20 protein-coding genes are annotated in these 26,206 nt (G+C 42.1%); 16 read left to right on the plus strand and 4 right to left on the minus strand.

What is annotated here, in order from left to right:
- Position 1 precedes the first annotated feature (1 nt).
- Together Q9312_RS16040 and Q9312_RS16045 are read left to right on the plus strand one after the other, a co-directional pair.
- A complete protein-coding gene (locus tag Q9312_RS16040; protein WP_309201877.1) occupies positions 2 to 865 on the plus strand; it encodes an MliC family protein in 864 nt (287 codons plus the stop codon).
- Positions 862 to 1,662 carry a formyltransferase family protein gene (locus tag Q9312_RS16045; protein ID WP_309201878.1) on the plus strand — a complete coding sequence of 267 codons (801 nt, stop codon included), beginning with the start codon at positions 862 to 864 and terminating at the stop codon, positions 1,660 to 1,662. Before Q9312_RS16040 ends, Q9312_RS16045 begins: the two co-directional genes overlap by 4 nt.
- A gap of 14 nt (positions 1,663 to 1,676) precedes the next feature.
- Here Q9312_RS16045 and Q9312_RS16050 read toward each other — a convergent pair whose 3' ends face one another.
- The 3 genes from Q9312_RS16050 to Q9312_RS16060 form a co-directional block, all read right to left on the minus strand.
- Positions 1,677 to 3,887 carry a response regulator gene (locus Q9312_RS16050; protein ID WP_309201879.1) on the minus strand — a complete coding sequence of 737 codons (2,211 nt, stop codon included), beginning with the start codon at positions 3,885 to 3,887 and terminating at the stop codon, positions 1,677 to 1,679.
- A 73-nt stretch (positions 3,888 to 3,960) separates the two neighbouring features.
- Positions 3,961 to 4,836, minus strand: coding sequence for an NAD-dependent protein deacetylase (locus Q9312_RS16055; protein ID WP_309201880.1), 876 nt, complete (start codon positions 4,834 to 4,836; stop codon positions 3,961 to 3,963).
- A gap of 82 nt (positions 4,837 to 4,918) precedes the next feature.
- Positions 4,919 to 6,505 carry a cryptochrome/photolyase family protein gene (locus Q9312_RS16060; RefSeq protein ID WP_309201881.1) on the minus strand — a complete coding sequence of 529 codons (1,587 nt, stop codon included), beginning with the start codon at positions 6,503 to 6,505 and terminating at the stop codon, positions 4,919 to 4,921.
- 399 nt (positions 6,506 to 6,904) lie between these two features.
- Between Q9312_RS16060 and Q9312_RS16065 the strand changes: the two genes are divergently transcribed.
- From Q9312_RS16065 to Q9312_RS16130, 14 genes are all read left to right on the plus strand, one after another.
- Positions 6,905 to 7,339, plus strand: coding sequence for a DUF3429 domain-containing protein (locus Q9312_RS16065; protein WP_309201882.1), 435 nt, complete (start codon positions 6,905 to 6,907; stop codon positions 7,337 to 7,339).
- Positions 7,340 to 7,382: 43 nt separating this feature from the next.
- The gene (locus Q9312_RS16070; protein ID WP_309201883.1) at positions 7,383 to 8,165 is read left to right on the plus strand and encodes an SDR family NAD(P)-dependent oxidoreductase; all 783 of its coding nucleotides are present in this window, start codon (positions 7,383 to 7,385) and stop codon (positions 8,163 to 8,165) included.
- Between the two features lie 111 nt (positions 8,166 to 8,276).
- Positions 8,277 to 9,470: a Na+/H+ antiporter NhaA gene (nhaA, locus tag Q9312_RS16075; RefSeq protein WP_309201884.1), complete on the plus strand. Its 1,194-nt coding sequence runs from the start codon at positions 8,277 to 8,279 to the stop codon at positions 9,468 to 9,470.
- Positions 9,471 to 9,745: 275 nt separating this feature from the next.
- Complete coding sequence (gene gdhA / locus Q9312_RS16080) at positions 9,746 to 11,089, plus strand: NADP-specific glutamate dehydrogenase (RefSeq protein WP_309201885.1); 1,344 nt, start codon at positions 9,746 to 9,748, stop codon at positions 11,087 to 11,089.
- A 153-nt stretch (positions 11,090 to 11,242) separates the two neighbouring features.
- Positions 11,243 to 12,265: an amidoligase family protein gene (locus Q9312_RS16085; protein ID WP_309201886.1), complete on the plus strand. Its 1,023-nt coding sequence runs from the start codon at positions 11,243 to 11,245 to the stop codon at positions 12,263 to 12,265.
- Between the two features lie 3 nt (positions 12,266 to 12,268).
- Positions 12,269 to 12,970, plus strand: coding sequence for a gamma-glutamyl-gamma-aminobutyrate hydrolase family protein (locus Q9312_RS16090; protein WP_309201887.1), 702 nt, complete (start codon positions 12,269 to 12,271; stop codon positions 12,968 to 12,970).
- A gap of 158 nt (positions 12,971 to 13,128) precedes the next feature.
- The gene (locus Q9312_RS16095; RefSeq protein ID WP_309201888.1) at positions 13,129 to 15,234 is read left to right on the plus strand and encodes a TonB-dependent siderophore receptor; all 2,106 of its coding nucleotides are present in this window, start codon (positions 13,129 to 13,131) and stop codon (positions 15,232 to 15,234) included.
- Between the two features lie 74 nt (positions 15,235 to 15,308).
- Positions 15,309 to 15,926 (plus strand): hypothetical protein, encoded by a 618-nt coding sequence (locus Q9312_RS16100; RefSeq protein WP_309201889.1) that lies wholly within the window; start codon positions 15,309 to 15,311, stop codon positions 15,924 to 15,926.
- Positions 15,926 to 17,443 carry a PepSY-associated TM helix domain-containing protein gene (locus Q9312_RS16105; protein WP_309201890.1) on the plus strand — a complete coding sequence of 506 codons (1,518 nt, stop codon included), beginning with the start codon at positions 15,926 to 15,928 and terminating at the stop codon, positions 17,441 to 17,443. Before Q9312_RS16100 ends, Q9312_RS16105 begins: the two co-directional genes overlap by 1 nt.
- 221 nt (positions 17,444 to 17,664) lie before the next feature.
- Positions 17,665 to 19,206, plus strand: coding sequence for a pyridoxal phosphate-dependent decarboxylase family protein (locus Q9312_RS16110; protein ID WP_309201891.1), 1,542 nt, complete (start codon positions 17,665 to 17,667; stop codon positions 19,204 to 19,206).
- An 11-nt stretch (positions 19,207 to 19,217) separates the two neighbouring features.
- Complete coding sequence (locus Q9312_RS16115) at positions 19,218 to 20,567, plus strand: lysine N(6)-hydroxylase/L-ornithine N(5)-oxygenase family protein (protein ID WP_309201892.1); 1,350 nt, start codon at positions 19,218 to 19,220, stop codon at positions 20,565 to 20,567.
- Positions 20,564 to 21,811, plus strand: coding sequence for an MFS transporter (locus tag Q9312_RS16120; protein WP_309201893.1), 1,248 nt, complete (start codon positions 20,564 to 20,566; stop codon positions 21,809 to 21,811). Before Q9312_RS16115 ends, Q9312_RS16120 begins: the two co-directional genes overlap by 4 nt.
- A 2-nt stretch (positions 21,812 to 21,813) precedes the next feature.
- Positions 21,814 to 24,276: a GNAT family N-acetyltransferase gene (locus Q9312_RS16125; protein ID WP_309201894.1), complete on the plus strand. Its 2,463-nt coding sequence runs from the start codon at positions 21,814 to 21,816 to the stop codon at positions 24,274 to 24,276.
- On the plus strand, positions 24,273 to 25,412 hold the full coding sequence (locus tag Q9312_RS16130; RefSeq protein ID WP_309201895.1) for a heparan-alpha-glucosaminide N-acetyltransferase domain-containing protein: 1,140 nt from the start codon (positions 24,273 to 24,275) through the stop codon (positions 25,410 to 25,412). The genes Q9312_RS16125 and Q9312_RS16130 overlap by 4 nt, the downstream gene beginning before the upstream one ends.
- Before the next feature lie 72 nt (positions 25,413 to 25,484).
- On the opposite strand, the gene Q9312_RS16135 is transcribed toward Q9312_RS16130, so the two are convergent.
- Entirely contained in the window at positions 25,485 to 26,018 is a 534-nt protein-coding gene (locus Q9312_RS16135; RefSeq protein WP_309201896.1) for a hypothetical protein, read from the minus strand.
- Positions 26,019 to 26,206: the final 188 nt, after the last annotated feature.

Raw genomic sequence — 26,206 nt, forward strand, 5'->3', positions numbered from 1 at the left:
ATTGCAACGAATAGAAAAACGTTTAATGATGATTTTGTGTTTAGTCAGTTTGGCTGCTTGTCGAGCTCCAGATACTTCAAGCACAAGCGGTGTTGCAGCGACAGAATCAGAGCGTAGCGTTGCAAAAGGTAGTGTTGCAAAAGGTAGCGTTGCAAAAGAAAGCCTCGATTTAAGTGGAGAAGAGGACTCTAAGCGAACGAGCGAGAATGGTATGAATCAAGATTCTCTCAGCTCGAATATATACCTTGCTCACCATCCTACTCAAGGCAGCGGCTTTGCCCCCTCTTACACCTGCAAAGGAGCGCTTAAACTTGCTGTTGAAGAACTTATTTGCTCTGACGCAGAACTAAAGAAACTCGATGATAAAATGCTCGTAGTCGAACAACGGATATTACGACAATTGCATCAAAAAAACAGTCCTACTTGGACAAAGGACACTACTGATAGCCATCAAAGCGGGCGGTTAGATACTTTTAAACGTGAGCAACAGCAATGGTTGAAACAACGTAACGATTGTTCCAAAGAAGTAGCTGTTAAAGAATGTTTGTTAGATAGTTATACGTCACGGTTAGCAACGCTTAGGGCTAAGTTTGAAATAGTCAATCATGCTAAGCGATTACTTCTCAAGTGTCCGAGTCAATCGTCATGGCGTTTTATCGTGAGTTATTACGACACGGATTTACCTAGTATTAAATTGGAACGACAGGGTTCATCGCGCGTTTTATTACTCACACCTAGTGGAACGGGGTCCTTGTATCAAGGCGAAGGCGTTACTTATTGGGAGAATCAGGGAAAGGTTATGATTGACTGGGAGGGTGAAGTGAATAATTTGCAATGCTGGTTACCAGTGATTAATCAATCATGAATATTTTGCTATTAGCGAACTCTGACGTTGCATCGCTTATTGCTTTGCGACAGCTACTACCATCCCTAAAAAACGATACTCTTTCTATTTGGTTATCATCAAGGGTGGGCGGCAACACAACGACGTTCAACATACACCATGAGATGAGGCAACTTAAATATCTTGAGCAAGGATGTCTCGATGATCTGAATTTATTTTTATCAGCAACACCTTCGAGCTCATCGATCATTTCATTTGAGCAACTTGCTGACTATTTTAAGGTGCCCGTTCAAATCGTTAATGATATTAACGCCCCAAACCGAATAGAAGAATTATCTGACTTAGCGATCGATTTAGTCATTTCTATTCGGTACGGAGTGATTATAAAAGAGTCGGTAATAGGTCTTTCTAATAAAGGTATTATTAACTTACACTCCGGCATACTGCCTAGCTATCGAGGCGTTATGGCCACTTTTTGGTCGATGCTACAGGAAGAAGAAGAAATAGGGACGAGTTTGCACTACATTGATTCTTCTGACATCGATGCCGGACCCATTATTAAGATATCGCGGCAAAAAGTCGATTACCAAAAGAGTTATTGGTTTAATGTGTTACGGCTTTATCGTCAAGGCGTTAAGGACATTCTCGGCTGTCTAGAACTTATTAGAGTAGAAGCAGATGTTCAGCGTGTTTTACCGAATATTGAATCGGGAAAGTATTACTCTTTTCCGAACAACCAAGATTTAGAAAAATTTCTTAGTAAGTATATTTTGAGCGAGGCGCAAGATATTCAATGGCTTTTAAACTCAGAGTTGTAGAATTCATAGCGCGGTCATTTAGCAACTGCCGACTGTATGGCTCTTTGCAGTTCTGTAAAGACAATCGGTTTGGTTATGTGGTCGGTCATACCAGCTTGTTTTGAAGCAGAGATATCTTCAGTAAATGCATTGGCTGTCAAAGCGATGATTGGAATATTATTATGCTGACTTCTTATCCTTTCACTGGCCTGATGTCCATCGAGAATGGGCATGTTGACATCCATTAAAACTAAATCGAATTGACCTTTCTTGACGTACTCGACCGCTTCTTCGCCATTTTTTACCCATGTTGTTTTATGCCCTAGTTTTTCCACCATCTTGATTGCGATTAGTGCAGAAACACTATTGTCCTCTGCAATTAAAATATTTAACGATCTCTTGGGTAACTCGCTTTGACTCAACTCTTTTATTAAAGAGAGCAAGTGAGGCTCATTGATTGGCTTCGTAAGAATAGCTCTGAACCATTGCTGTTGCTGTTGCGTAAATAGATGCTGGTCAGATGCAGCGGAAACCATTATTAATGGTGTATCGTTAATTAGCTTTCGTTCTTTTAACATTTCAACGGTTTGAAGGCCATCGAGTTCGGGCATATGCAAGTCGATAAGAATAAGGTCGAAGTGACTATTTGTCTGAGTGAGATAGTCGATTAAACCAATGCCTGAATTAAACTCGACATAATTGATCTTGGCGCGAGATAAAACCAATGATAAATACTGTCGGCTACTATTAAGATCATCAACAATAGCAACAGTAAACGCTTCATCGAATTCATCTCTAGCGGCTTGAGGTGGTTCTGTGGCCAGTTGCAAGGGTATGGAAAGTGAAAACTCAGTACCTACATCGATTTCACTGGTGACTTCAAGTTTTCCTTGCATCAAGTCAACCAGCTGTTTAGAAATATTCAAGCCTAAGCCTGTTCCTCCAAACCGGCGAGTCGTTGAATCATCGGCTTGGGTAAATTTTTCAAAGATAGTCGTTAGTTTTTCTTCAGGGATCCCAACGCCGGTATCTTTGATATTAACGTTTAAGTTTATGTAACGTGAAGACTCCTCATTATCTGCGAATTTAATAGAGACCTCTATACCACCAGTTTCGGTAAATTTAACGGCATTGTTCAGCAAATTGTGCAACACCTGACTGACTCTTACAGGGTCTCCTTGCACCCACTCTGGATTAACGGAGGCGTTTTCTTCTGCAAAGTCGTAGGTAAAAGCTAATCCTTTCTTTTGACAAAGAACCGCTATTGGCGCCAAGCAATCATCAATGAGTTTTGTCATCGAAAAAGGAAAGTGTTCGATTGTTAAACGTTCGGCTTCAATTTTTGAGATGTCTAGAACATCATTAATAATTGAGAGTAAATGCTTACCTGAGTTTTTCGCCTTGGTCAAATAATCGAAACGCACTTTCGCATCTTTTTCTTCGGCGGATAGCTCAATCATGCCTAGTATGCCATTAAGGGGAGTACGTAACTCATGGCTCATATTGGCTAAAAACTGTGATTTTGCTTGGCTGGCCAACTCTGCTTTTTCTTGTAATTGCTGAGCGCGAACTCTAGCGGTTTCACTTTTTAAGAAAAGCTCGGTTACTTTACGTTCTAGCGGCTTGAAGATAAAAATAACTTCAAGCATGAGCAAGATCATGGTGAAAATCCATAAGGCGAGCTCAACATGACTGGTGAACTTGATTCGCTCTCGAGCTTCTTCTTCAAATGCCGACACAACACTATCTAAGTCTCTGAGTAGTTGGTTGGTTTGCTCTGTTGTATAGGGCCAGTCAGTTTTTGTCGGTGTTGCTTGAGAAATGAGTTGTCGCGCATGAGCAACGTATTGTGTCACTCGATGATCTAAGCTGGGATTGCCGGAAAAGTATAAGTCGAGTATTGCCGTTGATAGCAATTGCGGACGAAGACTGAATTCTTTATACGCAAGTTGTTGATGATTTGTTGAAAACTTTTCGGCAGTCGCTTGCAATTCTTGTCGAGCTTTGGATACTTCTGCAATGGAACTCCCCCGTAAAATGCTGTTAGCATGCAGAGCGATTTTTTGTGAGAGCATTCGTTGTGAGCCAGCAAGATTAATAATTTGCGCATCGAATTTGGAACTCGACAGCATGTACTGAGCAACAAAAGCAGTGGCACTGATCAAAACGGCAATAAGTGTCAGGGCTATTAGATAGCGGTGTCGGATGCGAGCATTAATTTTGTCGGCATCATGATTTGAACTCATATGCTCACGAATTTTAAGAAGTGATTATTAAAAACTAGCTTAAAATCATGTAATTTCAAGCAAAGCGGGTACTTTAAAGAGGGTCATTTATACATGTGTTTTCGACGAGTTGTTGTAGTGTGTATTCACAATCGCCGCTAATTTTAAGGGACGCGAGCTCATCGGCTCGGGTAACTCCTCGGTTAATGATAAGCAGAGGCTTGCCTTCTTGGTAAGCTTGCTTGCAGATTCGATAACCCGAGTAAACCATTAAAGAAGATCCCACCACCATGACGCCTTGGCTTTGCTGTAAGAGTTGCTGAACCGCGGTATGGGTTTCTTTTGCTAGCGTACCCCCAAAAAACACCACATCGGGCATTAATGTCCCGCCACAGATTAAGCAGGGAACCGGTTGAAGCTGCTCGGTGATTGACTCTTCGAGTTGCGGATCATGAAAGGATGCATCACCGTCGGGAGCGGTCAATCCAGATATATGCAATAAGAAAGGGTTTCTTGTGAGTAGTCTTTGTTGCAATTGCTCGCGGCTTTCGAAACTAGAACATTGCAGACAACGAACGCGATCGAGCCTTCCATGCAGGTCGATAACCTGTTGATGTCCTGCTTGCTGATGTAGTCGGTCGACATTCTGAGTGATTAGTCCGGTCAACCGTTGCTGACGCTCGAGCTTTGCCAACGCAATATGGCTGTTGCTGGGCGTTGCGTTGGCAACACTCGGCCAACCCAAAATGCTGCGCGCCCAGTAGCGCTTACGAATCGTTGGATTCTGGATAAATTCATGATGCTTGATCGGGGTACTGCGTATCCATTGACCTTGATCGTTGCGATAAGTGGGTATTCCGGTAGAGAGACTGATGCCAGCACCGGTTAATACCAGCCAGCGCCGGTGTTGATTGAACTCAGTTAACAGTTGATTGAACTCAGTTAAGAAGTGATGCACAGATGAGCTCATGTTCATTCCCGGTCTTCATATTGTCTCCCTGTTTTTATGGTATCTTCTAGCAAGCAGAGTGTTCATCAACGACTAGGTTATACTACAATCGATTTAAGTTTTCTATGTAGCCATCCGCTTGCTCTAAGATGGCTTGCTGCTGTTTATCCTCCATTTTTTGCCAAGTTCGGTAGACCATCGTCATTCTCGGATTTGATTGAAATTTCTCGCGATGTCGATAAATAAAGTGCCAATAGGCGCTGTTCAAAGGGCATGCTTTGTCGCCCACTTTTTTGCTTTGAGTGTAAGAACAATGCTTACAATAATCACTCATTTTATTGATGTAGTTGCTGCTGGCTGCGTAAGGCTTTGTCGCAACAATGCCATTGTCGGCAAACTGCGTCATACCTCGAGTGTTGGGCATCTCAACCCACTCTATCGCATCGATGTATACGCCTAAATACCACTCGTCCACTTGATCCGGATCGATACCAAATAGCAGACAAAAGTTGCCAATGACCATCAAGCGTTGAATATGATGGGCATAGGAGTAGTCGAGTGATTGCGTCAGGCATTGACGCAAACAATTCATCTGAGTTTTGCCATTCCAAAAATAATCGGGAAGCGGATGACTTGCTTGCAGTGCATTTTTTTCTGCATACTCAGGCATGTTTCGCCAGTAAATACCTCGCACGTATTCTCTCCAACCGAGTATTTGTCGAATGAACCCTTCAACTTGCGCGATATCAATCGATGGATTGTCTTGCCAGTGATCTAAAACACGTTCAATCACTTCTCTAGGCGATAGTATTTTGCTGTTTAACGCAAAAGATAATCGTGAATGATAAATGCTCCAAGCGTAGTCAGTCGCTTGAGTCATTGCATCTTGGAAGCGACCAAAATGAATCAATTGATGTTGGCAAAAAAAGGAGAGTAATTGTCTTGCTTGATGACGAGTTACCGGCCAAATAAGTTGTCTAGATTCTTTTCCAAAATAATTCACTGAGTGTGCTTGCAGGCGTTCTAAAATATCGGATGCATCGTTGTCGAACAACAATGGTTCGGGAATGTCTTTAAGATCAGCTTCTTTTAGTTTGTTACGATTGCTTTGATCAAAATTCCAACGGCCACCGATCGGTTTATTGTTCTCAACCAATATGCCAAAGCGTTTTCGCATACGTCGATAGAAAAACTCCATGGTCGTATGCTCACCCTGTTTGAATTCTTCGTTGATGTCTTCTTGGGTTAAATAAAAGTGTTCACTGGAGTAAACCTTTGAGTGTTTGAATTCAGAGGCTAGCTGTGAGAGTTGCTCCGAGAGCCGGTACTCATCGGGTTGTTGGTATTCGAAGTTGTTGAAGGCATGGGCGGTGTTTAAGGCGGCAATGAGTTCTGCAAATGAAGCGTACTCTTTCGTTTCATCGAGGGTCAAATAGATAACCTGATGCCCAGCGATCGCAAGCGCTTGTGCAAACTGGTGCATCGCTAAAAAGAAGGCGCAAATTTTTTGAACGTGGTGCTTAACGTATTGATGCTCTTCATTTACTTCGGCGATGAGATAGACAATTTCGTCATCTTTTTTTCGAAACCACGAATGCGAAGCATTGAGTTGGTCTCCGAGAATGAGACGTAACGTTTTGCACTGCTTAGGGAGCTGAGAGGAGAAGGTGCGTATGGGAGTGTTGGCCATAAAGTTTCGTCGATTAGGGAAGGTGTGATGTCAATTCGTCTTGTTGCTCTGTTTTACGCTGAAATGCGTAAAACAGAGCAAGGCCTTAAACCAAATGATTCCAAGACGACATGAACGATTCCAAGACGACATGAACGATTCTAAAATGACATGAACGATTCCAAGACGACATGACTGGGGCGTGGGATTTCGTTGCAAGGGGTGTTTGGTTATTATGGTCTTATATTTGCTTCAAGGCGTTAGCCCGTGGCCGAGTAGCTGTCGAGAGGCTATGATGTGTTGTAACAGATCGAACCGTTAGGTCGTTTATGGCAACAAGTTAAGGCAACAAGAAAATTTTTTTGAAATTTTTGTTAGGTAAAAAAATATTGTTTGAATGTTGAGTCATCGGGGGGATTTATGATTAGAAGCGTGACCCAGCTGCTCGGCTGGTGCGGCCTTATTCCTTTCGTGATTGCCATCGTTTACTCATGGAGTGGCGCTAGCCTGCTCGGCTTTTATCCTCCTTTTGTTTTTACCGCTTACAGTGGCGGTATTCTGGCGTTTATGGCGGGCACCCTTTGGGGACGCGTGCAATGCGGATCTGGTGGACCGCGAATGACGCGAGCGCTTTTTCTATCCAATGGTATAGCCCTGTATGCCATTGTAGGGGTATTGCTGGCCAACCTTTCTTTATTCATTGCGCTGATTTGGTTGGCCGCTGGTTACTGGTTGGTTTGGCGAGGAGAGTGCTGGGCGAATGAAGATGAATCTGGCTTTTATTTTCAAATGCGCCGTTGGCTAACCTACTCAGTTATCGGCTTCCATCTTGTAGAGGTGCTGATAATTTTTTAGGCAAGTTGTCGATTGAATTGTTTCAAAGTAAGCGAGGGTGAGAATGGAGGATGAAACGCGGTTGAGTGCGAACAAGAGGCGAGCTTCATTAGTGATTGGCGCTTCAAGTGCGATTGCGCAAGCAATCATTCAGCATTTAATTCACCCGTCTGAAAGTGCTAAAGTTAAAGGGTCAAATCGATACCATCGCATTATTGGTCTAACGCAAAAGGAACCCAGTGACTTAATCCAAGATCCTAACGTTACCTATCTTAAGACCGATTACAGTGAGCAATCATTGAGCGAGCATTTTCAAGAGCAACACGAACTCATATCGCAATGCGACCAAGCCTTTATTTGCAATGGTCTATTGCATTTAGACACTGCGATGCCAGAAAAGTCGATGAGTTCAATCAACGAAAAGTACTTTTCGGCGCTAATGCGGGCCAACGCGTTTGTGCCGTTATTTTGCTTGAGTCAATTAAAATCAGTGCTCCCTAAAACCAGTGAATGTAAGATTACGGTATTCAGCGCGCGTATTGGTAGTATTTCAGACAATCGCAGCGGCGGTTGGTATGCTTATCGTTCATCGAAAGCTGCGTTGAACATGGGATTAAAAACCGCTTCCATCGAATTGGCGCGCAGTCACCCAAAGGTTAAGCTGCTTGCATTTCACCCTGGAACGACCAACACTCCTCTGTCAAAACCCTTCCAAGCTCGAGTGCCAAAAGATAAATTGTTTACGCCTGAGTATGTCGCGCAGCAACTCTTTGCTTTATTGGCTAAGGTTTCGCCAGAACAGTCGATAGCTTTTATGGATTGGAATCATCAGTCTATTGATTGGTAGCTCTTCAGTGGCATTAGGACAACATTGGTTACAGGTTACTGGCGGTTTTCATGGCCAAATGGGATTGGCTTACGTAATATATGGGCTGTTTAAAAGTTAGATGGAGTCATCATGCACACCGTTGTTGATCAATTTAAGCGCTTTCTTCAATTAGAGTCTGCTTCTGGGATTATTCTTCTTTTCGCTGCTGTGTTAGCTTTGATCGCATCGAATACCGGTTTGAACAATTTTTATCAACAACTCATCGATGTTCCTGTTGCTATTTCGGTGGGCAGTTTTGCCATTGCGAAGCCTCTTTTGCTATGGATAAACGATGGTTTGATGGCGCTCTTTTTCTTATTGGTTGGTCTTGAGCTAAAGCGTGAATTCTATGAAGGCGAGTTATCCGAAGCGTCCAAAATTGTTATGCCGGGGTTGGGCGCCATCGGTGGAATGATCGCACCAGCGGCTATCTATGCTTATATTAACTGGGACAGCAGTATCGCTCTGCAAGGCTGGGCGATTCCAGCGGCAACCGACATCGCGTTTGCTTTGGGCATTTTGATGTTGCTTGGCAACCGAGTGCCTACCAGTCTAAAAGTATTTTTGGTAACGCTGGCTATTTTTGATGATATCGGTGCAATTATCATCATTGCATTGTTCTATACCGCAAACTTATCGCTTACTGCTTTATTTACCGCGATTGCTTGTATGATGGTTTTATTCGCGTTTAATCGACGTCGTATTTACGATTTAACCCCTTACCTCTTAGTTGGATTAGTCATGTGGACGGCACTTTTAAAGTCAGGGGTTCATGCGACCTTGGCGGGTGTTTTATTGGCTATGTTTATTCCAATGCGCGATGCTAAGAATCCAGAGCGTTCGCCAGTCAAATCGCTAGAGCATGATCTGCATGGTATGGTTGCGATGGTGGTGCTGCCAATTTTCGCATTTGCGAATGCCGGCGTTCCTTTCCTGCATTTAACCATGGAACAAGCGGTGCATCCTGTGCCTTTTGGCATTTTCTTAGGTTTAGTGGTCGGTAAGCCCGTTGGCATCATGGTGATGTGTGGATTAGGTGTGTTACTGAAAATTGCAAAATTACCTGAGGGTGCGAGTTGGGTTAACTTGCTTGGTGTTTCATTCTTATGCGGTATTGGTTTCACCATGAGTTTATTTATTGGAAGCTTGGCCTTTCAAGAAACAGGGGTGAATCAGCTTTTAGATGAACGTTTAGGGATTTTGGTGGGCTCCATCGTTTCGGGAATTTTAGGTATATTGGTTCTGAAATTTTCGCTGAAAAAAAGCAAGGTCGCATCTTCTTAGCGGCTAAAGGTTAATCGTTTTCATTGAGGCAACGATTCATCGTTGTCTCAACGCTTTTTATGATAAACCGACACTATCAATAGGCTTTAAACGTCTACTCTGATTTCTCCATTGATCTTTCTACTTTTTAAACTCCGCTGGTTGAAATGCGCTAGCTTGGTGGATTTCCACCAATATTGAACCAAAATCTACTCTCTACCGTGTGAAAACAAGTCTTTTCTGTTGGCATGAAGTTTGCGACTGTCTGTTGATATGTTAATCAACAAGAGAAGATTATGTCGCCTTATCAACGATTGAATAAGCACATTCAAACCATTGAGCAACACTATTCGAATATGCCGCAGTTTATTCAAGCGGTTAATGAAGTGGGTGATGATGTTGCCCGTTATATTCAGCAAAGTGAGCAGCCGCATTTATGGCGCGCATTTACCGTGTTGACTGAACCGGATCGTATCATTCAATTTCGTGTCGACTGGGAGAATGATAACGGTGAGTTTCAAAGCAATCGTGGTTATCGCGTTCAATTTAACAATACGCTTGGGCCGTACAAAGGTGGATTAAGGTTTACGCCGAACACCAAGATTGATGAGTTGATGTTTTTAGGGTTTGAGCAAACGTTTAAGAACAGTCTCACGGGTCTTCCAATGGGGGGCGCAAAAGGTGGTGCTGACTTTGATCCAAAAAATTGTTCAGAAAGCGAAATTCGCCGTTTTTGCCAGGCGTTTATGACGCAACTGGCCCATCATATTGGTCCCGATAAAGATATCCCTGCGGGTGATATCGGCGTTGGCACGCGAGAGATCGGTTATATGTTCCATCAATATAAAAACATTGAAAATGAGTTTAAAGGCATTTTAACTGGTAAGCATCCTACCTTTGGTGGATCTTGCATTCGTGAAGAAGCAACCGGATTTGGTTGTGTGTATTTTTCTGAGCATATGTTGGCTGAATTAGGACAAAACTTAAATAATAAAGTGTGCTGCATTTCTGGAGCTGGCAATGTTGCTTTGTACACTGCAAAGAAACTTTTGCAGCGAGGAGCGAAAGTGATCACTTTGAGTGACAGTCGTGGCGTTTGTTATTTTCAAGATGGCCTGACAGATTCTGATTTAGAAAAGATTATTGAAGGCCGCCAACAACGAAAACGTTTGTCTGACATTGACGAAGTGAACGGTGACTACATAAAAGATGAAAAGCCTTGGCAATATTCTTGCGACTTAGTTTTTCCCTGTGCGACGCAAAATGAAATCGATGGCGAAGACGCTGCTGAATTGATAAGGCATCAACCGTTAGCGGTCGTTGAGGGAGCCAACATGCCATGTAGCGATTCGGCTCTAGACTTGTTTGAAGAGAACGATGTTTTAGTGGGGCCAAGTAAGGCCGTCAATGCAGGAGGGGTTGCCGTTTCTGGATTAGAGATTTCGCAAAATAGAAGTCGTCTAAGCTGGGAGGCGACTCATGTCGATGAGCGGTTGCAACAGATCATGAAGCAAATTCATGAGCAGTGTAAACAACATGGAAAGAAAGGCGAACGTATTGATTATCGTCAAGGTGCCAATATCGCTGCATTTTTAAAACTTTCTCAAGCGCTGTCTTTTACGGGTTTGTTGGCAAGCTAGTATGTGTATTTTTCAGTCTAGAGGGATTTCATTTTCAATTAACTGATCAGTTTGATGTCAGTGACGTTTAAGAAAGTGGAGTTAAAGAAAATGACGCTCAAGAAAATAGCGCTATAAAAAATAACGATTGAATATTTCGAGGATAAGGAAACAATGACACAGTCAAAAGTAGAATCCAAAGACCGCCATTTGGGTATCGAAATCGAATTTTCCGGCGTAGAGCCCGACCGAGTTTTGCAATCGATACAAGAAATTTATGGTGGTACGATTAAGCAAAAGTCAGTGTTTGAGCAACAAGTGATCGATTCGAGAGTGGGTGATTTTACTTTAGAGCTTGATGCGCAATTATTGAAACAGTTGGTTGACTCTGACTCGGAACAAGGTTCACTAAAAGCGCTAGGTGAAAACCTGTTAAAGAGCGCTGCAGAACAATTAGTACCCTGGGAAGTAGTGACACCGCCGTTACCCCTGTCGGAATTAGCAGACTGCGAGCGATTGATTTCGACATTGAGAGAGCAAGGAGCATTAGGAACCAGACACGCTGTTCGTTATGCATTTGGATTGCACTTGAATCCTGAGCTACCGGATTTGCGTGCAACGACCATCGTTTCATTTTTACAAGCCTATCTATGTTTGTATGATTGGATTGTCGAGCAAGAAAAGGTCGATTTGGTTCGGCGGATGACCCCTTATATCGATCATTTTCCAAATGAATATATCGATCTTGTTATCGACGCTGACTATTATAAAAAACAGGAGTCGTCGGATAACGGTACCCACTCGCAACCATGGATTGATGATTATTTAGCGTATAATCCGACACGTAATCGAGGATTAGATTGCCTGCCTCTTATTGGGCACCTAAATGAAGAGCGAGTAGAGTCCTTACCGGAGAAAGAACTGATCAAGCCTCGACCCACATTTCATTACCGTCTGCCCAACTGTGATATTGATAATCCTGACTGGAATTTAAGTTTTCCATGGAAACTGTGGCTGGTGGTTGAAAAGCTAGCAAACAATCGAAGCGCTTTGGAACGCTTTTGTTTGGAATTTCAAAATGAGAGACAGCGATTGACTCATCGTATTGATAGCCACTGGATCACTCAATGCGAACATTTGCTGAACGAATTTGAGCTAGCACCAAAACATTTGTCAGACACCTTAGAGCAGAGTTAGTTAATGACAAGGATTAATCATTCAAGTCCGCTTATTGTGGTTACAGGGCCAAACAAACGTTGGCCGATAGGGTGGTGGGCGATTCGTTTTATGTTGTGGCTAAATAATATGAAAGCGATTTATTGCGCGCCTAACGGACACCCAATTCCCGAGCAATTTGACGGTGTTGTTATTTCGGGGGGCGACGATATTCACCCTCAGCTTTATGGTGATGTTGAAAATGCACGAAGTCGTTATGATCCGGAGCGTGATGAATTAGAGATCAAGGTTTTAAAAAAAGCTTTGCGCGATCAACTACCGATACTAGGAATATGTCGCGGTTCGCAGCTATTAAATATTGTGGCGAAAGGATCCTTATATTCCGATATTCGGCCAATGCGAAAGTTAACGCCGAATCAATACGTCCCTTGGCCTGTGAAAGAAGTAAAAGTCACTAACGACAGCCAGTTAGGTCAATGTGTTGCTCCGAAAGTACTTGCGGTGAACAGTTTGCATCATCAAGCGATTAAGAATCTCGGAGATGATCTGGTGGTCACTGCTCGTGATGCCGACGGATTTATTCAAGCCATTGAGCACCGAGATAAATTTATCGTTGGCGTTCAGTGGCACCCCGAATATTTGCCTTACTTAGCTTCGCAAAGAAACATTTTTCGCTGTTTCTCACAAGCGGTCAAACGGGTGAAATCATCCTTAGAAAATTCATAACCTATTGAATATAAAGAATTTCATTCTATATTCTTGGCCGTATTTAGGCCTCTCATGACAAGCAATAATAAGAATTATTATCATTTGTATTGCAAATGAGAATAATTGGCATTAAGATCTGCGCCAATTGGAAACCATCATGAGAACGAGAAATACCTATGTCTTTACCTGTCTCTAAACCTACCTGGTCAGCAATCTGTCTAGCCACGAGTTTTGTCATTTCAAACACTGCATTGGCAGACGACGATAAAGCGGCTGAGGATAAAAATAAAATTACCATTACTTCAAAACGCGGCACCATTGCTTATATTAGCGCGTCTGGAACCAAAGACGATACGCCGATTGTAGAAACGCCGATGTCAGTATCGGTGTTAACAGAAAAGCGCATTGAAGATTTGGGAGCCGAAACGATTCAAGACGCTCTGGGTTATGTGGCGGGTGTTTTTAATGGACCCTACGGAGTAGATACTCGCGGTGACTGGTCAATTATTCGAGGTGTTTCACCCGTGCAGTATTTAGACGGAATGAAAATGCTGTATGGATACTACAATAACGTACGACCTAATCCTTTTTCACTCGGGCAAATTGAAGTATTGAAAGGCCCATCGTCTGTGTTGTACGGACAAGGCACAACCGGTGGGATTGTTAATCTTGTTAGCAAACGCCCGCAAGCGGAAGAGAGTGGCCAAGTTTGGGGACAGATTGGTAGTTTTGATCGACGACAAATTGCTGCTGACTACACCAACGCTTTAAATGATGATGCGTCGATTTTATTTCGCATCAATGGATTGCTTCGCGACAGTGATACACAAACCGACTTTGTCTCTGATGACTCTTATTATTTAGCGCCAGCATTAACGTTTTTTATCGGAGAGGATATTGAGTGGACTGTTTTAGCCAATGTTCAGAAAAATGAGTCTGGCTCGAGCACGCAATTTTTTCCACACGTTGGAACAATTCGACCGGCACCGTTTGGGCAAATACCCGTAGAACGTTTTGTCAGCGAGCCAGAGTTTGATCGTTACGATACTGAGCAGTCGTCGCTGACATCGATCGTTAATTACGATGTCTCTTCAGATTGGAATATTCGCTGGTCGTTGCGCTATATGGACAGCCAATCTGAATATCGTTCAATGTATGGATACCCATTTGCTTTGTTGGCGGATGATCGGAGTGTGTCTCGTTTAGCCTATTTAGCAGACAATGAACTTGAATCTTTGACATCTGATTGGCAGTTGCATGGTCGATTCAGTCTTGGTGCAACGGATCATAAATTTATGATTGGCCTTGATTACCAAACGGCGGATATTACTTCACGAACCGCCTATGGTTTTGGTGGATTGCTAGATGTTTATGATCCGGTATATGGCAACTTTGACTTATCCACGTTGCCGGAAATTAATGGCGGAACCGCAACGACACAAATGCAGCAAGGTATTTATTTACAAGATCAAATCAAATTTGCCGACGGTTTCATTGTCTCTCTTGGGCTTCGTCATGATCAATCTGAAGTCGGTGCTTATCAAGAGAGCGGTGAAGACTACTCTGAAACCACCAAACGGGTAGGCGTGATGTATGCGTTCAATAACGGTATCTCTCCTTATATTAGTTACTCCGAGTCCTTTGAGTTGCAACTGGGTAACGATGCGTACGGCAATACCTTTAAACCAAAGTTCGGGGAACAAAAAGAAATTGGCTTGAAGTATCAGCCATTAGGAACTGAGCATTTAATTACCTTAAGTCGATTTGATTCAGTAGAGAAAAACCGATTGGTTGATGACCCTAATGATCCGTTTAACCAAATTCAAATTGGTGAAGCCGACTCAGATGGATTCGAAATTGAAGCGCAGCTTGAATGGGACACGCTTGATGTGTATGCGACTTATTCAAACACCAACGCGGTTGACCAGTTTGGGGAGAAGCTTTCTGCACTTCCAGAAAATATGGCCTCAATCTGGACGACTTACCGCCCATTTGGTGATGACAATGGAGTTAAAGTTGGCGCTGGCGTGCGCTATGTCGGAGAAACTTTCTTTCGAACAGACTTAGATGGCGACCCAAACAATGGCGCTGAAGCACCCTACAATACCGAAGCATATACGGTATTTGACCTCATGCTAGGTTATGAAATGGGGGCGTTAGATTTTAGTTTGAATATCGATAATCTCAGCGATAAAACCATCATAACCTCTTGTTTGTCGCGAGGAGATTGTTTCTATGGACAAAAACGAACCATAACCGCAAGCGTTCGCTATCGCTATTAATTAATCGTTTTCCTGGTCGTGCGAAGCCTTGCAAAATTGTGCGGGGCTTCGCGCATTTTTGAGTTGGTCGAACTATGAATATAGATTTCTTTTCTTTACTGAGCTCGCTGTTGTTACCGATAGGATTAAACTTACTGGCACTGGTGATGACTTATCAATTGTGGATACGTTGGACGCGAAAGCAAGGCAATAGCCTATTGCGGTCGCTAATTTGTGTTTGTCTTAATACTTTGTCTATCGTCATCTGGTGTAAAACTTGGGGTGTTGAATATGGCATTACTTTTTATTGCGTTGTTTCTGCTTTAATCAGTTTGATGATCGTGTTTCTTCTTCCATCTATCTTAGGTCTCAATCCATCTAATCAGAAAATAAATAAAAGCTCAAATCAAAGTCGAAATTCGAACACTCGGCGTTTTGATGGCGTTAACGGCCGACAAATCGGTCAGGCGCTGGTCACTTTTTTATTGGCGGGGCCGTGGGCATTTATCATCAGTGCCATACTCGCTGCGTTATTGGTTAAACTTTATTGGGGTGAAAGAGCAAATTCTCTGGTATTTGCTGCCTTGATGCTGCCCTTGTTATGGGCCGGTGTGAGTAGCTGGTTAATGTCACAACCTCAGCGTTTAAAACCCTTTTTATGGTCAGTGCTTTTACTCATTACATCGACGGTTTCAGTTTGGGGAGTAAATTAATGTCATCTCGTGAACACTTTGATAACCAACAGGAACATTTTGATAAGCAAAATATTGCGACCATCGTAGATGAAAAAAAGCAGTCAGCCAAGCCAGCTAAATCCAATAAAAGTCAATTGGTGAAACGAGCGCTATCGAGTCATTCGTGGGTTGGCTTATCCGTTTCTGCTTTGATGTATCTTGTTTGCCTATCCGGCGCTTTGGTTGTTTTTTATGAAGAGTTTGAGCGCTGGGAGCAGCCGGTTATTGAAGAATACGATGACTACTCTACTCGTCAAATTCACATGGCAATCGAACGTTTCAATCAACGAGTTGAGTCTACACCGGAATCTATCTATGTCGTTTTACCGACAGAATCGGTACCTCGAATGCATATCTCTGGTGATGACCAAGAATGGTTTATTAATCAAGATGGCTCTTTATCAGAACCTCCTATCGAAGGCTGGACCCATTTTCTAAAAGAGCTGCATATTAACCTGCATTTGCCGCAAACCTTTGGAATTATTTTAGTGGGTGCACTGGGCGCAATGCTTTGTGGTTTAATTGTTACTGGTATTTTGGCTCATCCGAGAATCTTTAAAGATGCTTTTATTTGGCGTCCAAAAGGTTCTCGTCGCATTGCTCAAGTTGATCTACATAATCGTTTGAGTGTCTGGGGGACGCCTTTCTTTTTTATGATTGGGTTAACCGGTGCATTTATCGGATTGGTGGGTATTTTAATATTGGTCTCGGCCAGTGCGTTTTACAACAATGATCGTGAAGCGGTTATTGATGAAGTATACGGTGCCGATATTGAAGTCACTCAGTCAATCGAGCAACTGAATATAGAAAATGCTTTGCAACAACTACAGATGACTCATCCAAACGCTAAACCGATTTATATGGTGGTGCAAAACTTCGCTACCGAGAATCAGTTTTTAGAAATTGCCGCGACTCTGCCTGAGCGTCTTATTTATTCCGAAATTTATCGGTTTCGATCCAATGGTGAGCTGATTAACCACCAAGGTATGTCAGACGGACATTGGGGACAGCAACTCGCCTACTCTGTTTATCGATTGCATTTCGGGCACTTCGCTGGAATGCCGGTTAAGTGGGTATACTTTATTTTAGGACTAGCGCTGACAATAGTTTGCGCCACTGGAGTCAATATATGGCTGGCTCGGAGGAAGTTTACCAGCTTTATAAATGATCTTTGGGTCGCTGTGGTTTGGGGATCTCCTCTCGCCATTGTTCTGGCTTCGATAAGTGTAATGACGAGATTGTCTGCGACGATGATTTTTTTAGTGTCGACGGTCATGTGTATTATCTATGCGCTTTGGAAAAAGAATCCACCGAGAGTAAAAAGTCATCTGCAATTATTAACAGCGTTGGTTTTGTTAGTTATCCCTGTTTGGCATCACTTGCACTTTTCTATGAGTTGGAATTGGAGCCTCGTCAATGCTATTAATTTTTCCTTAGTGATTGGCAGTGTTATTTATTTTTGGCTCGGTTTGAGCGGTAATCGCAAACCATCTTAAAACGACTCGATCCCTTTCTATTTCACACTAACGACTCTCTCTATCCAGTCTGAGTCGAGGCGTTAGTGTGTTTCACGTCTGGCTTATTCTAAACCTGACGATTCACTATCTCATTTTTTAATCTAAATGATAATTATTTTCATTTGTGTTGTAATGAGAATAAATATCATTTACATTTGTGCGCTTGTTGAATGGCTTATTTATTTTAGCAGGTACCAACGATGGGAAATGCACAACAAATTGAATCACTAGCGGTAAGTCACCTCACGACAGCAAAGGCACTTTATCAACCCTCGTACATTTTTAACGAGCATTCAGTTGCTGCATTAAAAAGCCGAGTCATTGATGCGCTGTCAGTTTTGTCGCAGCGATTTGAAACACTTGAAAAACCTTTTTCTGGAATTACTCCACAGCATATGGCGAAGAAATTTGCTGATGTTGATTTATCACAACCACAGTGGACCTTCACCGCTGCGCTCGATGAGTTGAAAGAATTGTACTTAAAGGACGCGGTATATTTTCATAACCCAAATTACATGGCGCACTTAAATTGTCCTATTGTTTATCCTGCCATCGTTGCCGAGCTTATTCTATCTGCAGTGAACTCTTCATTGGATACTTGGGATCAAAGTGCTGGCGCGACACTGATTGAACAGCGATTACTCGACTGGACGAGCGAATGCATTCGATTTGGTGAGGCAGCGGATGGTGTTTTTACCAGTGGTGGAACTCAATCAAATTTAATGGCTATGTTGATCGCGCGAGATGAGTTTTGCCGTCGCAAACTCAATCATGATGTGAAGACCAATGGATTACCAAGCGAGTTTACAAAGTTTAAGATTTTCGTATCGGAAGCGAGTCATTTTAGCTTACAAAAGTCAGCCGCTATTTTGGGGCTAGGCTATGAGTCGATCGTAAGCGTTCCGACTGATGAGCATTACCGAATGAATGTGGCACAGCTAAAAGCAGCGATTGACAATGCTCGAGAAGCAGGTGAAATACCGGTCGCGGTAATTGCAACTGCAGGCACAACGGACTTTGGAAGCATTGACCCTTTGCATGAAATTTCGAAGGTCGCTCACCGAGAAGCATTATGGATGCATGTTGATGCTGCTTATGGTGGCGGATTACTCATTTCAAACCAGTATCGAGATCGTATCGATGGAATTGAATTAGCGGACTCAGTCACCATTGATTTTCATAAAACATTTTTCCAGCCAGTTAGTTGTGGTGCGTTTTTTGTTAAAAATAAAAAGCACCTCAGTTGTGTTACCCACCATGCAGACTACTTAAACCCGTTGAGCCAATCTCAAGAAGGTACTCCTAATCTAGTGAACAAAAGCATTCAAACGACCCGCCGATTTGACGCATTAAAGCTATGGATGAGTTTGCGAACTATAGGAGCGGAACAGCTTGGCCAATATTTCGATCAAGTTATCGAACTGGCTCAAAAAGTAGAGTGTGCTGTTCGAAATGATCTCGAAATAGAGGTACTCAATAAACCTGAGCTATCGGCAATAGTTTTTCGATTTCTTTCAGCAAATAAGCAAAACTTGTGCACTATCAATCAAGAAATTCGTAAGCAGCTATTTAAAGATGGCCAAGCCATCATTGCTGGAACGAAAGTGAAAGGTGAAAGTTATCTGAAGATAACTCTTCTAAATCCTGAAGCAAGTCTCGAGCAAGTTCTAGTCGTATTTGAGCGAATTAAACGTTTGGGACGTCAACTTTCACATCAATATAACCAACAAAATCAATCGTAAGTGACTTTTAAATGAACATAAATAATTTAGACTTTGCTGGCATCGGTATTGGTCCATTTAATCTTAGTTTAGCGGCATTAGTCAGTAATCAACCTGAAAGATGCGGGCGATTTTTCGATCTGTCGGAGTCGTTTAATTGGCATCCTGGAATGATGCTTGAATCAGCGACGTTACAGACGCCTTTTCTATCTGACTTAGTGACTCTCGCAGATCCTACTCATCCTCTGAGTTTTCTGAACTATGTTAAACAAAGCGGACGACTCTATTCATTCTATATTCGAGAGAACTTCTTTTTAATGCGCAGTGAGTATAATCAATATTGTCAGTGGGTCAGTGAACAACTTGATAATGTGCAGTTTTCATCGAGTGTTGAACGAGTTGAGTTTGATGAAAAAGAACAGTGCTATCGATTGTTTATCGATGCTTCATCATCAAATAGGCCACATCGAAGAGAAGAGTATACCGCAAAGAAAATTATTATTGGTACTGGTCCTAAACCTTGGCTGCCTGACTGTTGCGTAAAATATGCAGATAAAGTCACCCATTCGTCTCGATACTTACAGGATAGAGAAAAATTAAAGTCAAAAAGCTCAATTACTATTGTTGGAAGTGGTCAAAGTGCTGCAGAAATATTTTATGACTTGCTGTCTGATATCGAGTGTCATGGCTATGAGTTAAATTGGATAACCCGTGCGCCAAGATTCTTTCCTTTAGAGTACAGTAAGTTGACGCTGGAAATGACGTCGCCAGAATATGTTGACTATTTCTATCAGCTTCCGGTGCACAAGAAGGAGCAGCTACTCGCAGAGCAGAAGCACCTATATAAAGGAATAAATAGCGATTTAATAAATGCTATTTTTGACCTACTTTATATAAAGCAACTCAATCATTCTCCTAAAGTAAACCTCATTACTAACTCTGAGCTATATGGATGCCAACATAAAGAATCACATTATCAATTGAAATTTCATCAAGTCGAACAAAACGTAGCGTTTGAATGTTCGACTCAAGGCCTTGTTTTAGCCAGTGGATATCGCTTTACACCTCCTGACTGTTTGCAGCCAATATCCAAACGAATTGCATGGACTGAAAAGGGCGAGTTTGACGTCTCTCGATACTACGCTATCGATAAACAACGAAAGGAAATTTTCGTTCAAAACGCTGAGCTACATAGCCATGGGTTCGTTACTCCCGATTTAGGTATGGCTTGCTACCGCAATAGCCACTTAATCAAACAACTCTACGGAAAGGAAATTTATCCCATTGAAACGGATATTGCTTTTCAAACATTTTCACCGGAGCAAATTGATTCATCGAGTTTTAACCTGAATCAGGCGCTGAACATTGCGAGGGTGTCATGAATTTAAAGGTTTCGTTGATCTTTTTAACCATTGTATCGGTTGTTTGCGACACCATGGTTTTACCATTCTATCCTCAGTTTTTTGAACAAAACTTTGCGGTAACTGACCCCATGCATACGGGTTATTACATAGCAATGTCGTGTATTACGGTAATGTGTATGTTTCCGTTATGGGCGCGCGTTGCGAAGCGTATTAATGAGCTTCATTTATGGGTGTATACGCAAATAGCGGCAGGCTGCTTAGGGATTAGTTGTTTTTTTGTCAATGAGCTTTGGCTTTTTTGGGTACTTTCTCAACTGATGCTGCTGTTCAAGGCAAGCTACTTGTTAATATATCCCTTTGTTATGCGATTGGAGGCTCGCGAAAAACACCTCAATGTTGCAAGCCTATTTGCGGTGTTAATGCATTTTGGAGCAATCGCAGGAGCATTAATAGGCGGGGCTGTTCTAGAGTGGCTTGAACCGAGTCAACTGTATCTAATAATGGCCGCTGGCGATTTTATTCAGGTAATTGTATGTCTGCTATTAATCCACCGATTTAAAGTAAAAGTGTCCGATACGGCGACAGTCTCATCTGAAGAAAAACAAGTAGAGAGTAATGAAGTTATTCCTTCTAGCCGTCAAATAAAGTTGTTTAAAGGTTCTTTTATCACGGTGCCAAGCTTTGTTATTCAAATAGGTATTTTGTCATTAATTTTTTATTTTGCAGCTTTCTCCATCCGACCTTTTCTTTCTCTCTATTGGGAATCGATATCAAATATTGATAATCAAATGTTATCAGGATTGATCTATTCGATACCGGGATGGGTTGCGCTGATAGGGTTGTATTTGAATCGATTGAACAAAGCTCAATCAAACTGTTACTCGAGCATTGCTTGGTCATTGGTTTGTTGTTTGCTTGGAGCGATGGTTCAGTCAACAGAAGAGCAATGGTTGTTTGTACTCGGAAGAATGATCTTTGCTTGGGGGTTATTTCAAGCGACGGTTAACTTTGAAGTACTTTTATTTCAATTGAGCAAACCTGAAGATTTTTCGAGAGATTACAGTCATGTTCATCTATTCCAGAACATCGGTGTCATCATTGCTTCGTTTGTAACAGCCTACCTTGTCGCTAATATCGATCCCCAGTGGTCATTCATCATGTCATCGATTTTATTCGTTTTTTGTTTGTGCAGCTTTGTTTATGTTTACAGAAGAAACGTATTTGATTCTTCGACAACGAAGCTTTCTACTAAAGAGATCTAATAATGAATTCTAAAGCAAATCAGGCTCTATCAGAGTCATTTTATGCAGATCGCCATATCGCAGGTATCGGTCAGTTGCAGCTAGTCCCGATGGTACTCGAGCAGCACCTTGATTTAATTTATGAGTGGGTAAATCAACCACATGCTTCGTTTTGGGGACTGATGGGTGCGAGTAGAGATATGGTCAGAAAAGAATATGAGAATCTACAGGCACAACCAGGGCATCGAGTTTATATTGGAGTTTACAATGGAACACCGATGTTTTTGTTAGAAGTCTATGAAGCTGAGTTTTCGCCGCTTGTAAATAAAGTAATCTTGCAGCCTCGAGACTATGGTATTCATTTGCTTGTTGCACAAGCAAATCAACCCATTCATCACTTTACTTTTGGTGTGATGGTTTTTTGTATGGATTTTGTGTTTAACCAATTTAAGGCTGGGCGCATTGTTGTCGAGCCAGATAGTAATAATGAAAAAATACACCGGCTTAATCGTGTCGTTGGTTTTCGTCACCAAGGTAAAGTGAAACTTGGTGATAAATTGGCTTACTGGGCGACGTGTACTCAACAGCAGTTTAAGTTAGCGGTAAACGCTTATATTGATTTGAATTTAGATTCGAAAGGTACAAGTCAGTTCTCACCGTTTGATTCTGACCTATGGAATACCGTGAATTTGAAGTTGGTCAAGAAGATGATTGCTGAGTGGAGTCATGAGCGGATTTTGGAACCAAAAAAGATAAACAGTCTTCAATCGCTCGATCGCTACCGACTTGTCAATCAAGACGCATCAGTGGTCTATGAGTTTAATGCTCAAGTACTGTCTTTGAACCATTGGTCAATTGATGAATTAACGATGGAGCGGAAATCTGACAATAAAGCTATACGCTTCGATGCCGTAGAATTTGTTTGCGAGTTTAATTCTGAGCTTAAAATTCCAAAGGATAAGCTGGTGACTTATTTAGAAGAAGTCACCAGCACCTTATACAGTGCAGCATATAAACGATGCTCTTCTAGATTGCCGATAAATGAGTTGATAATCGCTGATCTTGAAAACATAGAAGCCGCCATGACCGAAGGGCATCCTTGCTTTGTCGCGAACAATGGCCGAATAGGCTTTAACGCAGAAGATTTTAATCGCTATGCGCCAGAAGCTGCCTTTCCAATGCATTTAGAGTGGCTAGCCATTACCAGAGAGAAAGCGGTTTTTAGTTGCGTGCCGGACTTGAATTATGAGGCTTTAATCACTCAAGAGCTTGATCCAAGCTTAATCGATACATTCAAAGATAAGCTGCGAGAGTGTGGTAAAACATGGAGCGACTATTACTGTATTCCAGTACATCCTTGGCAATGGAAAAACAAAATATCGACGCTGTTTAGTCGAGAATTAAGTTGCAAAGATATTATTTATTTAGGTCGTGGAAGTGATCTTTATCAAGCGCAACAGTCTATACGTACACTACTTAATTTATCACGCTCTAAACAACGTTACGTTAAAGTCGCTTTGTCGATTCTTAATATGGGATTTGTGCGAGGTCTCTCGGCTGAGTACATGGCAGTCACCCCGGCAATCAATACTTGGGTGGCCGAGTTGATTGAGCATGATAATGAAATCAATCGGTTAAACTTCAGCATTTTAAAAGAAGAAGCCGCGATTGGTTATTTTAATGATTATTACTCTCCAGAGAAAGTTGGTAATACTGCTTATAACAAAATGCTGTCAGCGTTATGGCGAGAGAGTCCGAAAGTTGGAATGAAATCTGAGCAACGGTTAATGACTATGGCATCGCTGTTGCACATTGAAGATGATGGAGACTCCTTTTTAAAAGCCTTAATTAATTACTCTGGCTTAACTGCAGAACAATGGTTAACGCAATATTTGAATTGCTACTTTACTCCATTACTACATTGTTTGTATGCCCATCAATTAGTGTTTATGCCACATGGCGAAAATTTAATTCTAAAAGTGGAGCGGGGTGTGCCTGTGGCTGCTTACATGAAAGATATTGGAGAAGAAGTTTGCTTATTAAACTCAGACTTAGCACTGCCCAAAGGCTTGGAGCGATTGCATGTTAAGGTGTCTGACGACATTGCAATTTTGTCGATATTTACTGACGTCTTTGATGGATTTTTCCGTTTTATGGCGGCCATACTAGTCGAACGAAATCTAATGAGTGAGTATGATTTTTGGCAGCTGGTTGCAGAGAATGTGAAGAACTATCAGCATCGATTCCCTCAATACTCTGAGCGCTTTAAGGCATGGGATTTATTCGCGCCAACCTTTTTACACTCCTGTCTAAATCGCTTGCAATTACGCAATAACTTTAAAATGGTTGATTTATCCGATCCAGCTGGTGCGTTACAGTTTTCGGGAACTTTGAATAATCCGATGGCAGCATTTGCGGAACCTCAAGTCAATGCAATGAGCGATGGGAAGATAAGCAATGACGAACAAAGAGGGAAAGAAAGATGAGCTTGAAAGTCACTTCTTATCAAAAATTGAAACTTGAACACGGTGTTTCTGGTGCAGAGAAGCGCATAGCAACCTTAGATATTGCTCGCGGTCTTTCCGTCTTGATCATGATCATGGTGCATACCCTCTGGATGTATGGTTCGGTAGAAACACAAGCGGAGTCCTTGGTCGGTACACTTCTGCATATTCTGGGAAAGGGCACGGCAGCGTTTCTTGTATTAATGGGATTCTCAATGGCAATTTCAAGAAATCAATCTCCTTGGTATTGGTTTCGCCGCGGATTGCTACTTTTTTCAATTGGATGCTTGTTAAACACGTTAAAATTTATTGTTCCGATCGCTATTTTTAAAACGATGCCTGACTCGTTTATTGCCGCTTATGGTTGGCAGCTACCATTAAGCTTTAAACAATGGCAGTTCTTGTTTCTAACGGGCGATATTTTACAGTTTGCAGGAGTGTCGCTAATAATTATGGCGTTGATCGCACCAGTATTGAGAAACACCACTGGGATTTTATTAGCGATCGTTTTTATTACCATCACAAGTGGCGAGCTGCGCGGTTGGGAGTGGTCGCTTCCCGGCTTTAACTACTTAAGCCAGTTACTCTTCTCTGCAACCTATCAGGTTTATTTCCCAGTGTTTCCATGGATAACCTGCATATTATCTGGCTTGGTTTTTGGACGTCTCTTTTTACAATGGGACGGCCATCAAAAAAACACCTTCGACCGCATGGCGATGGTTGGAGTGCTCGGGCTGATGCTTGGTGGAAGCCTGATGTTATGGAATTTTTCTTACCATTTTAATAACTTTTTTCATATCGGGCCTGGCGGTATTCTGTACTTAATTGGTCTGAACTTTATCGGTCTAAGAATTATCTTTCAATTTGATCAGGCGATTGTTTCAAGTAGGTTAGGTCGTCTGTTAGTTTGGTGCAGTGAAAGAGTCACAAGTCTTTATGTCATTCAATGGACCTTAATTTGCTGGGGGATGGGCTTTATCGGTTTTCAAACCTTAACTCCCACTCAACTTTTGTCTCTCATTCCGGTTACCGTTTCTTTGACACTTCTGGTGCAGTGGTTAATTGATCGCCTGATACGGCTAAAGAGGAATGGTTCCTTGGTTGCTGCAAAAAGTTAAATCAGCGAAGAATACACATATTTCCGTCAATCCAGTGAATGTATATTCACGGAAATATGTGTACTAACGAAACTATTTGAATATTACTTTATGCTCATTGGTGGGGTAGTAGGTTGCACTGTGTCCTGGAACCCATTTCCCTTCCTTTAAGTACTCAGACTTAGTCGTCATACTGCCATCTTTATTGAGCGTTGCCGTTGCTTTTACTTCAGTGATTCCATTTTGGTTTCCGGTTACTTGTTCTCGGCTGATAACACTGCCATCTTTGACCTGAATTTCAGCCACCGTGAAGAAGCCTCCAGTTGTAAAATAATAGCCAACCAATGTTTTTTTACTGGAATCCCAAAAAATAATGCTTTCTCCACCGTACTCGCCCTGGTTTATCGAATGCGTAATTCGTATCGCATTACCATTGAGGTGACGTTCCCACTGAGAAATATCGATGACGGGTTTTTCAGGCGTCGAGTTAGTAAATTCACCTCGATAAGTGGTATTGAGAAAAGGGCGAAAGCTTTCTAATTCTGGATGAAGAAAAGCTTTTTGGGGCTCTGCCGCAAACATAGCACTGCTAGCGAGGAGGAATAGGTAAAGTAAAATGTGCTTCATCAATGGCTCCTTATGTATCATCGTTAGTTAAGGCAACTCCATTCGGTATTCATCTTTATGATAGGCCGATGTGTCGTCCTAGAGCAGCATGAGAATCCAGAACAACCTGTCAACCTAGAACAATGTACCAACTGATTATTGTGCCAAGTTATTATAACCTTCTTACCGAATATATTTTGTGCTTTTAA

Origin of the sequence: Pleionea litopenaei (genome assembly GCF_031198435.1) — a bacterium.
Classification (GTDB): Bacteria; Pseudomonadota; Gammaproteobacteria; order Enterobacterales; family Kangiellaceae; genus Pleionea; species Pleionea litopenaei.

Bases quoted from the DNA above. Each gene is read 5' to 3' on its own strand.
- Q9312_RS16045 (WP_309201878.1), top strand. From the start codon at position 862: ATGAATATTTTGCTATTAGCGAACTCTGACGTTGCATCGCTTATTGCT.
- Q9312_RS16050 (WP_309201879.1), bottom strand. From the start codon at position 3,887: ATGAGTTCAAATCATGATGCCGACAAAATTAATGCTCGCATCCGACAC.
- Q9312_RS16055 (WP_309201880.1), bottom strand. From the start codon at position 4,836: ATGAGCTCATCTGTGCATCACTTCTTAACTGAGTTCAATCAACTGTTA.
- Q9312_RS16060 (WP_309201881.1), bottom strand. From the start codon at position 6,505: ATGGCCAACACTCCCATACGCACCTTCTCCTCTCAGCTCCCTAAGCAG.
- Q9312_RS16065 (WP_309201882.1), top strand. From the start codon at position 6,905: ATGATTAGAAGCGTGACCCAGCTGCTCGGCTGGTGCGGCCTTATTCCT.
- Q9312_RS16070 (WP_309201883.1), top strand. From the start codon at position 7,383: ATGGAGGATGAAACGCGGTTGAGTGCGAACAAGAGGCGAGCTTCATTA.
- nhaA (WP_309201884.1), top strand. From the start codon at position 8,277: ATGCACACCGTTGTTGATCAATTTAAGCGCTTTCTTCAATTAGAGTCT.
- gdhA (WP_309201885.1), top strand. From the start codon at position 9,746: ATGTCGCCTTATCAACGATTGAATAAGCACATTCAAACCATTGAGCAA.
- Q9312_RS16085 (WP_309201886.1), top strand. From the start codon at position 11,243: ATGACACAGTCAAAAGTAGAATCCAAAGACCGCCATTTGGGTATCGAA.
- Q9312_RS16090 (WP_309201887.1), top strand. From the start codon at position 12,269: ATGACAAGGATTAATCATTCAAGTCCGCTTATTGTGGTTACAGGGCCA.
- Q9312_RS16095 (WP_309201888.1), top strand. From the start codon at position 13,129: ATGTCTTTACCTGTCTCTAAACCTACCTGGTCAGCAATCTGTCTAGCC.
- Q9312_RS16100 (WP_309201889.1), top strand. From the start codon at position 15,309: ATGAATATAGATTTCTTTTCTTTACTGAGCTCGCTGTTGTTACCGATA.
- Q9312_RS16105 (WP_309201890.1), top strand. From the start codon at position 15,926: ATGTCATCTCGTGAACACTTTGATAACCAACAGGAACATTTTGATAAG.
- Q9312_RS16110 (WP_309201891.1), top strand. From the start codon at position 17,665: ATGGGAAATGCACAACAAATTGAATCACTAGCGGTAAGTCACCTCACG.
- Q9312_RS16115 (WP_309201892.1), top strand. From the start codon at position 19,218: ATGAACATAAATAATTTAGACTTTGCTGGCATCGGTATTGGTCCATTT.
- Q9312_RS16120 (WP_309201893.1), top strand. From the start codon at position 20,564: ATGAATTTAAAGGTTTCGTTGATCTTTTTAACCATTGTATCGGTTGTT.
- Q9312_RS16125 (WP_309201894.1), top strand. From the start codon at position 21,814: ATGAATTCTAAAGCAAATCAGGCTCTATCAGAGTCATTTTATGCAGAT.
- Q9312_RS16130 (WP_309201895.1), top strand. From the start codon at position 24,273: ATGAGCTTGAAAGTCACTTCTTATCAAAAATTGAAACTTGAACACGGT.
- Q9312_RS16135 (WP_309201896.1), bottom strand. From the start codon at position 26,018: ATGAAGCACATTTTACTTTACCTATTCCTCCTCGCTAGCAGTGCTATG.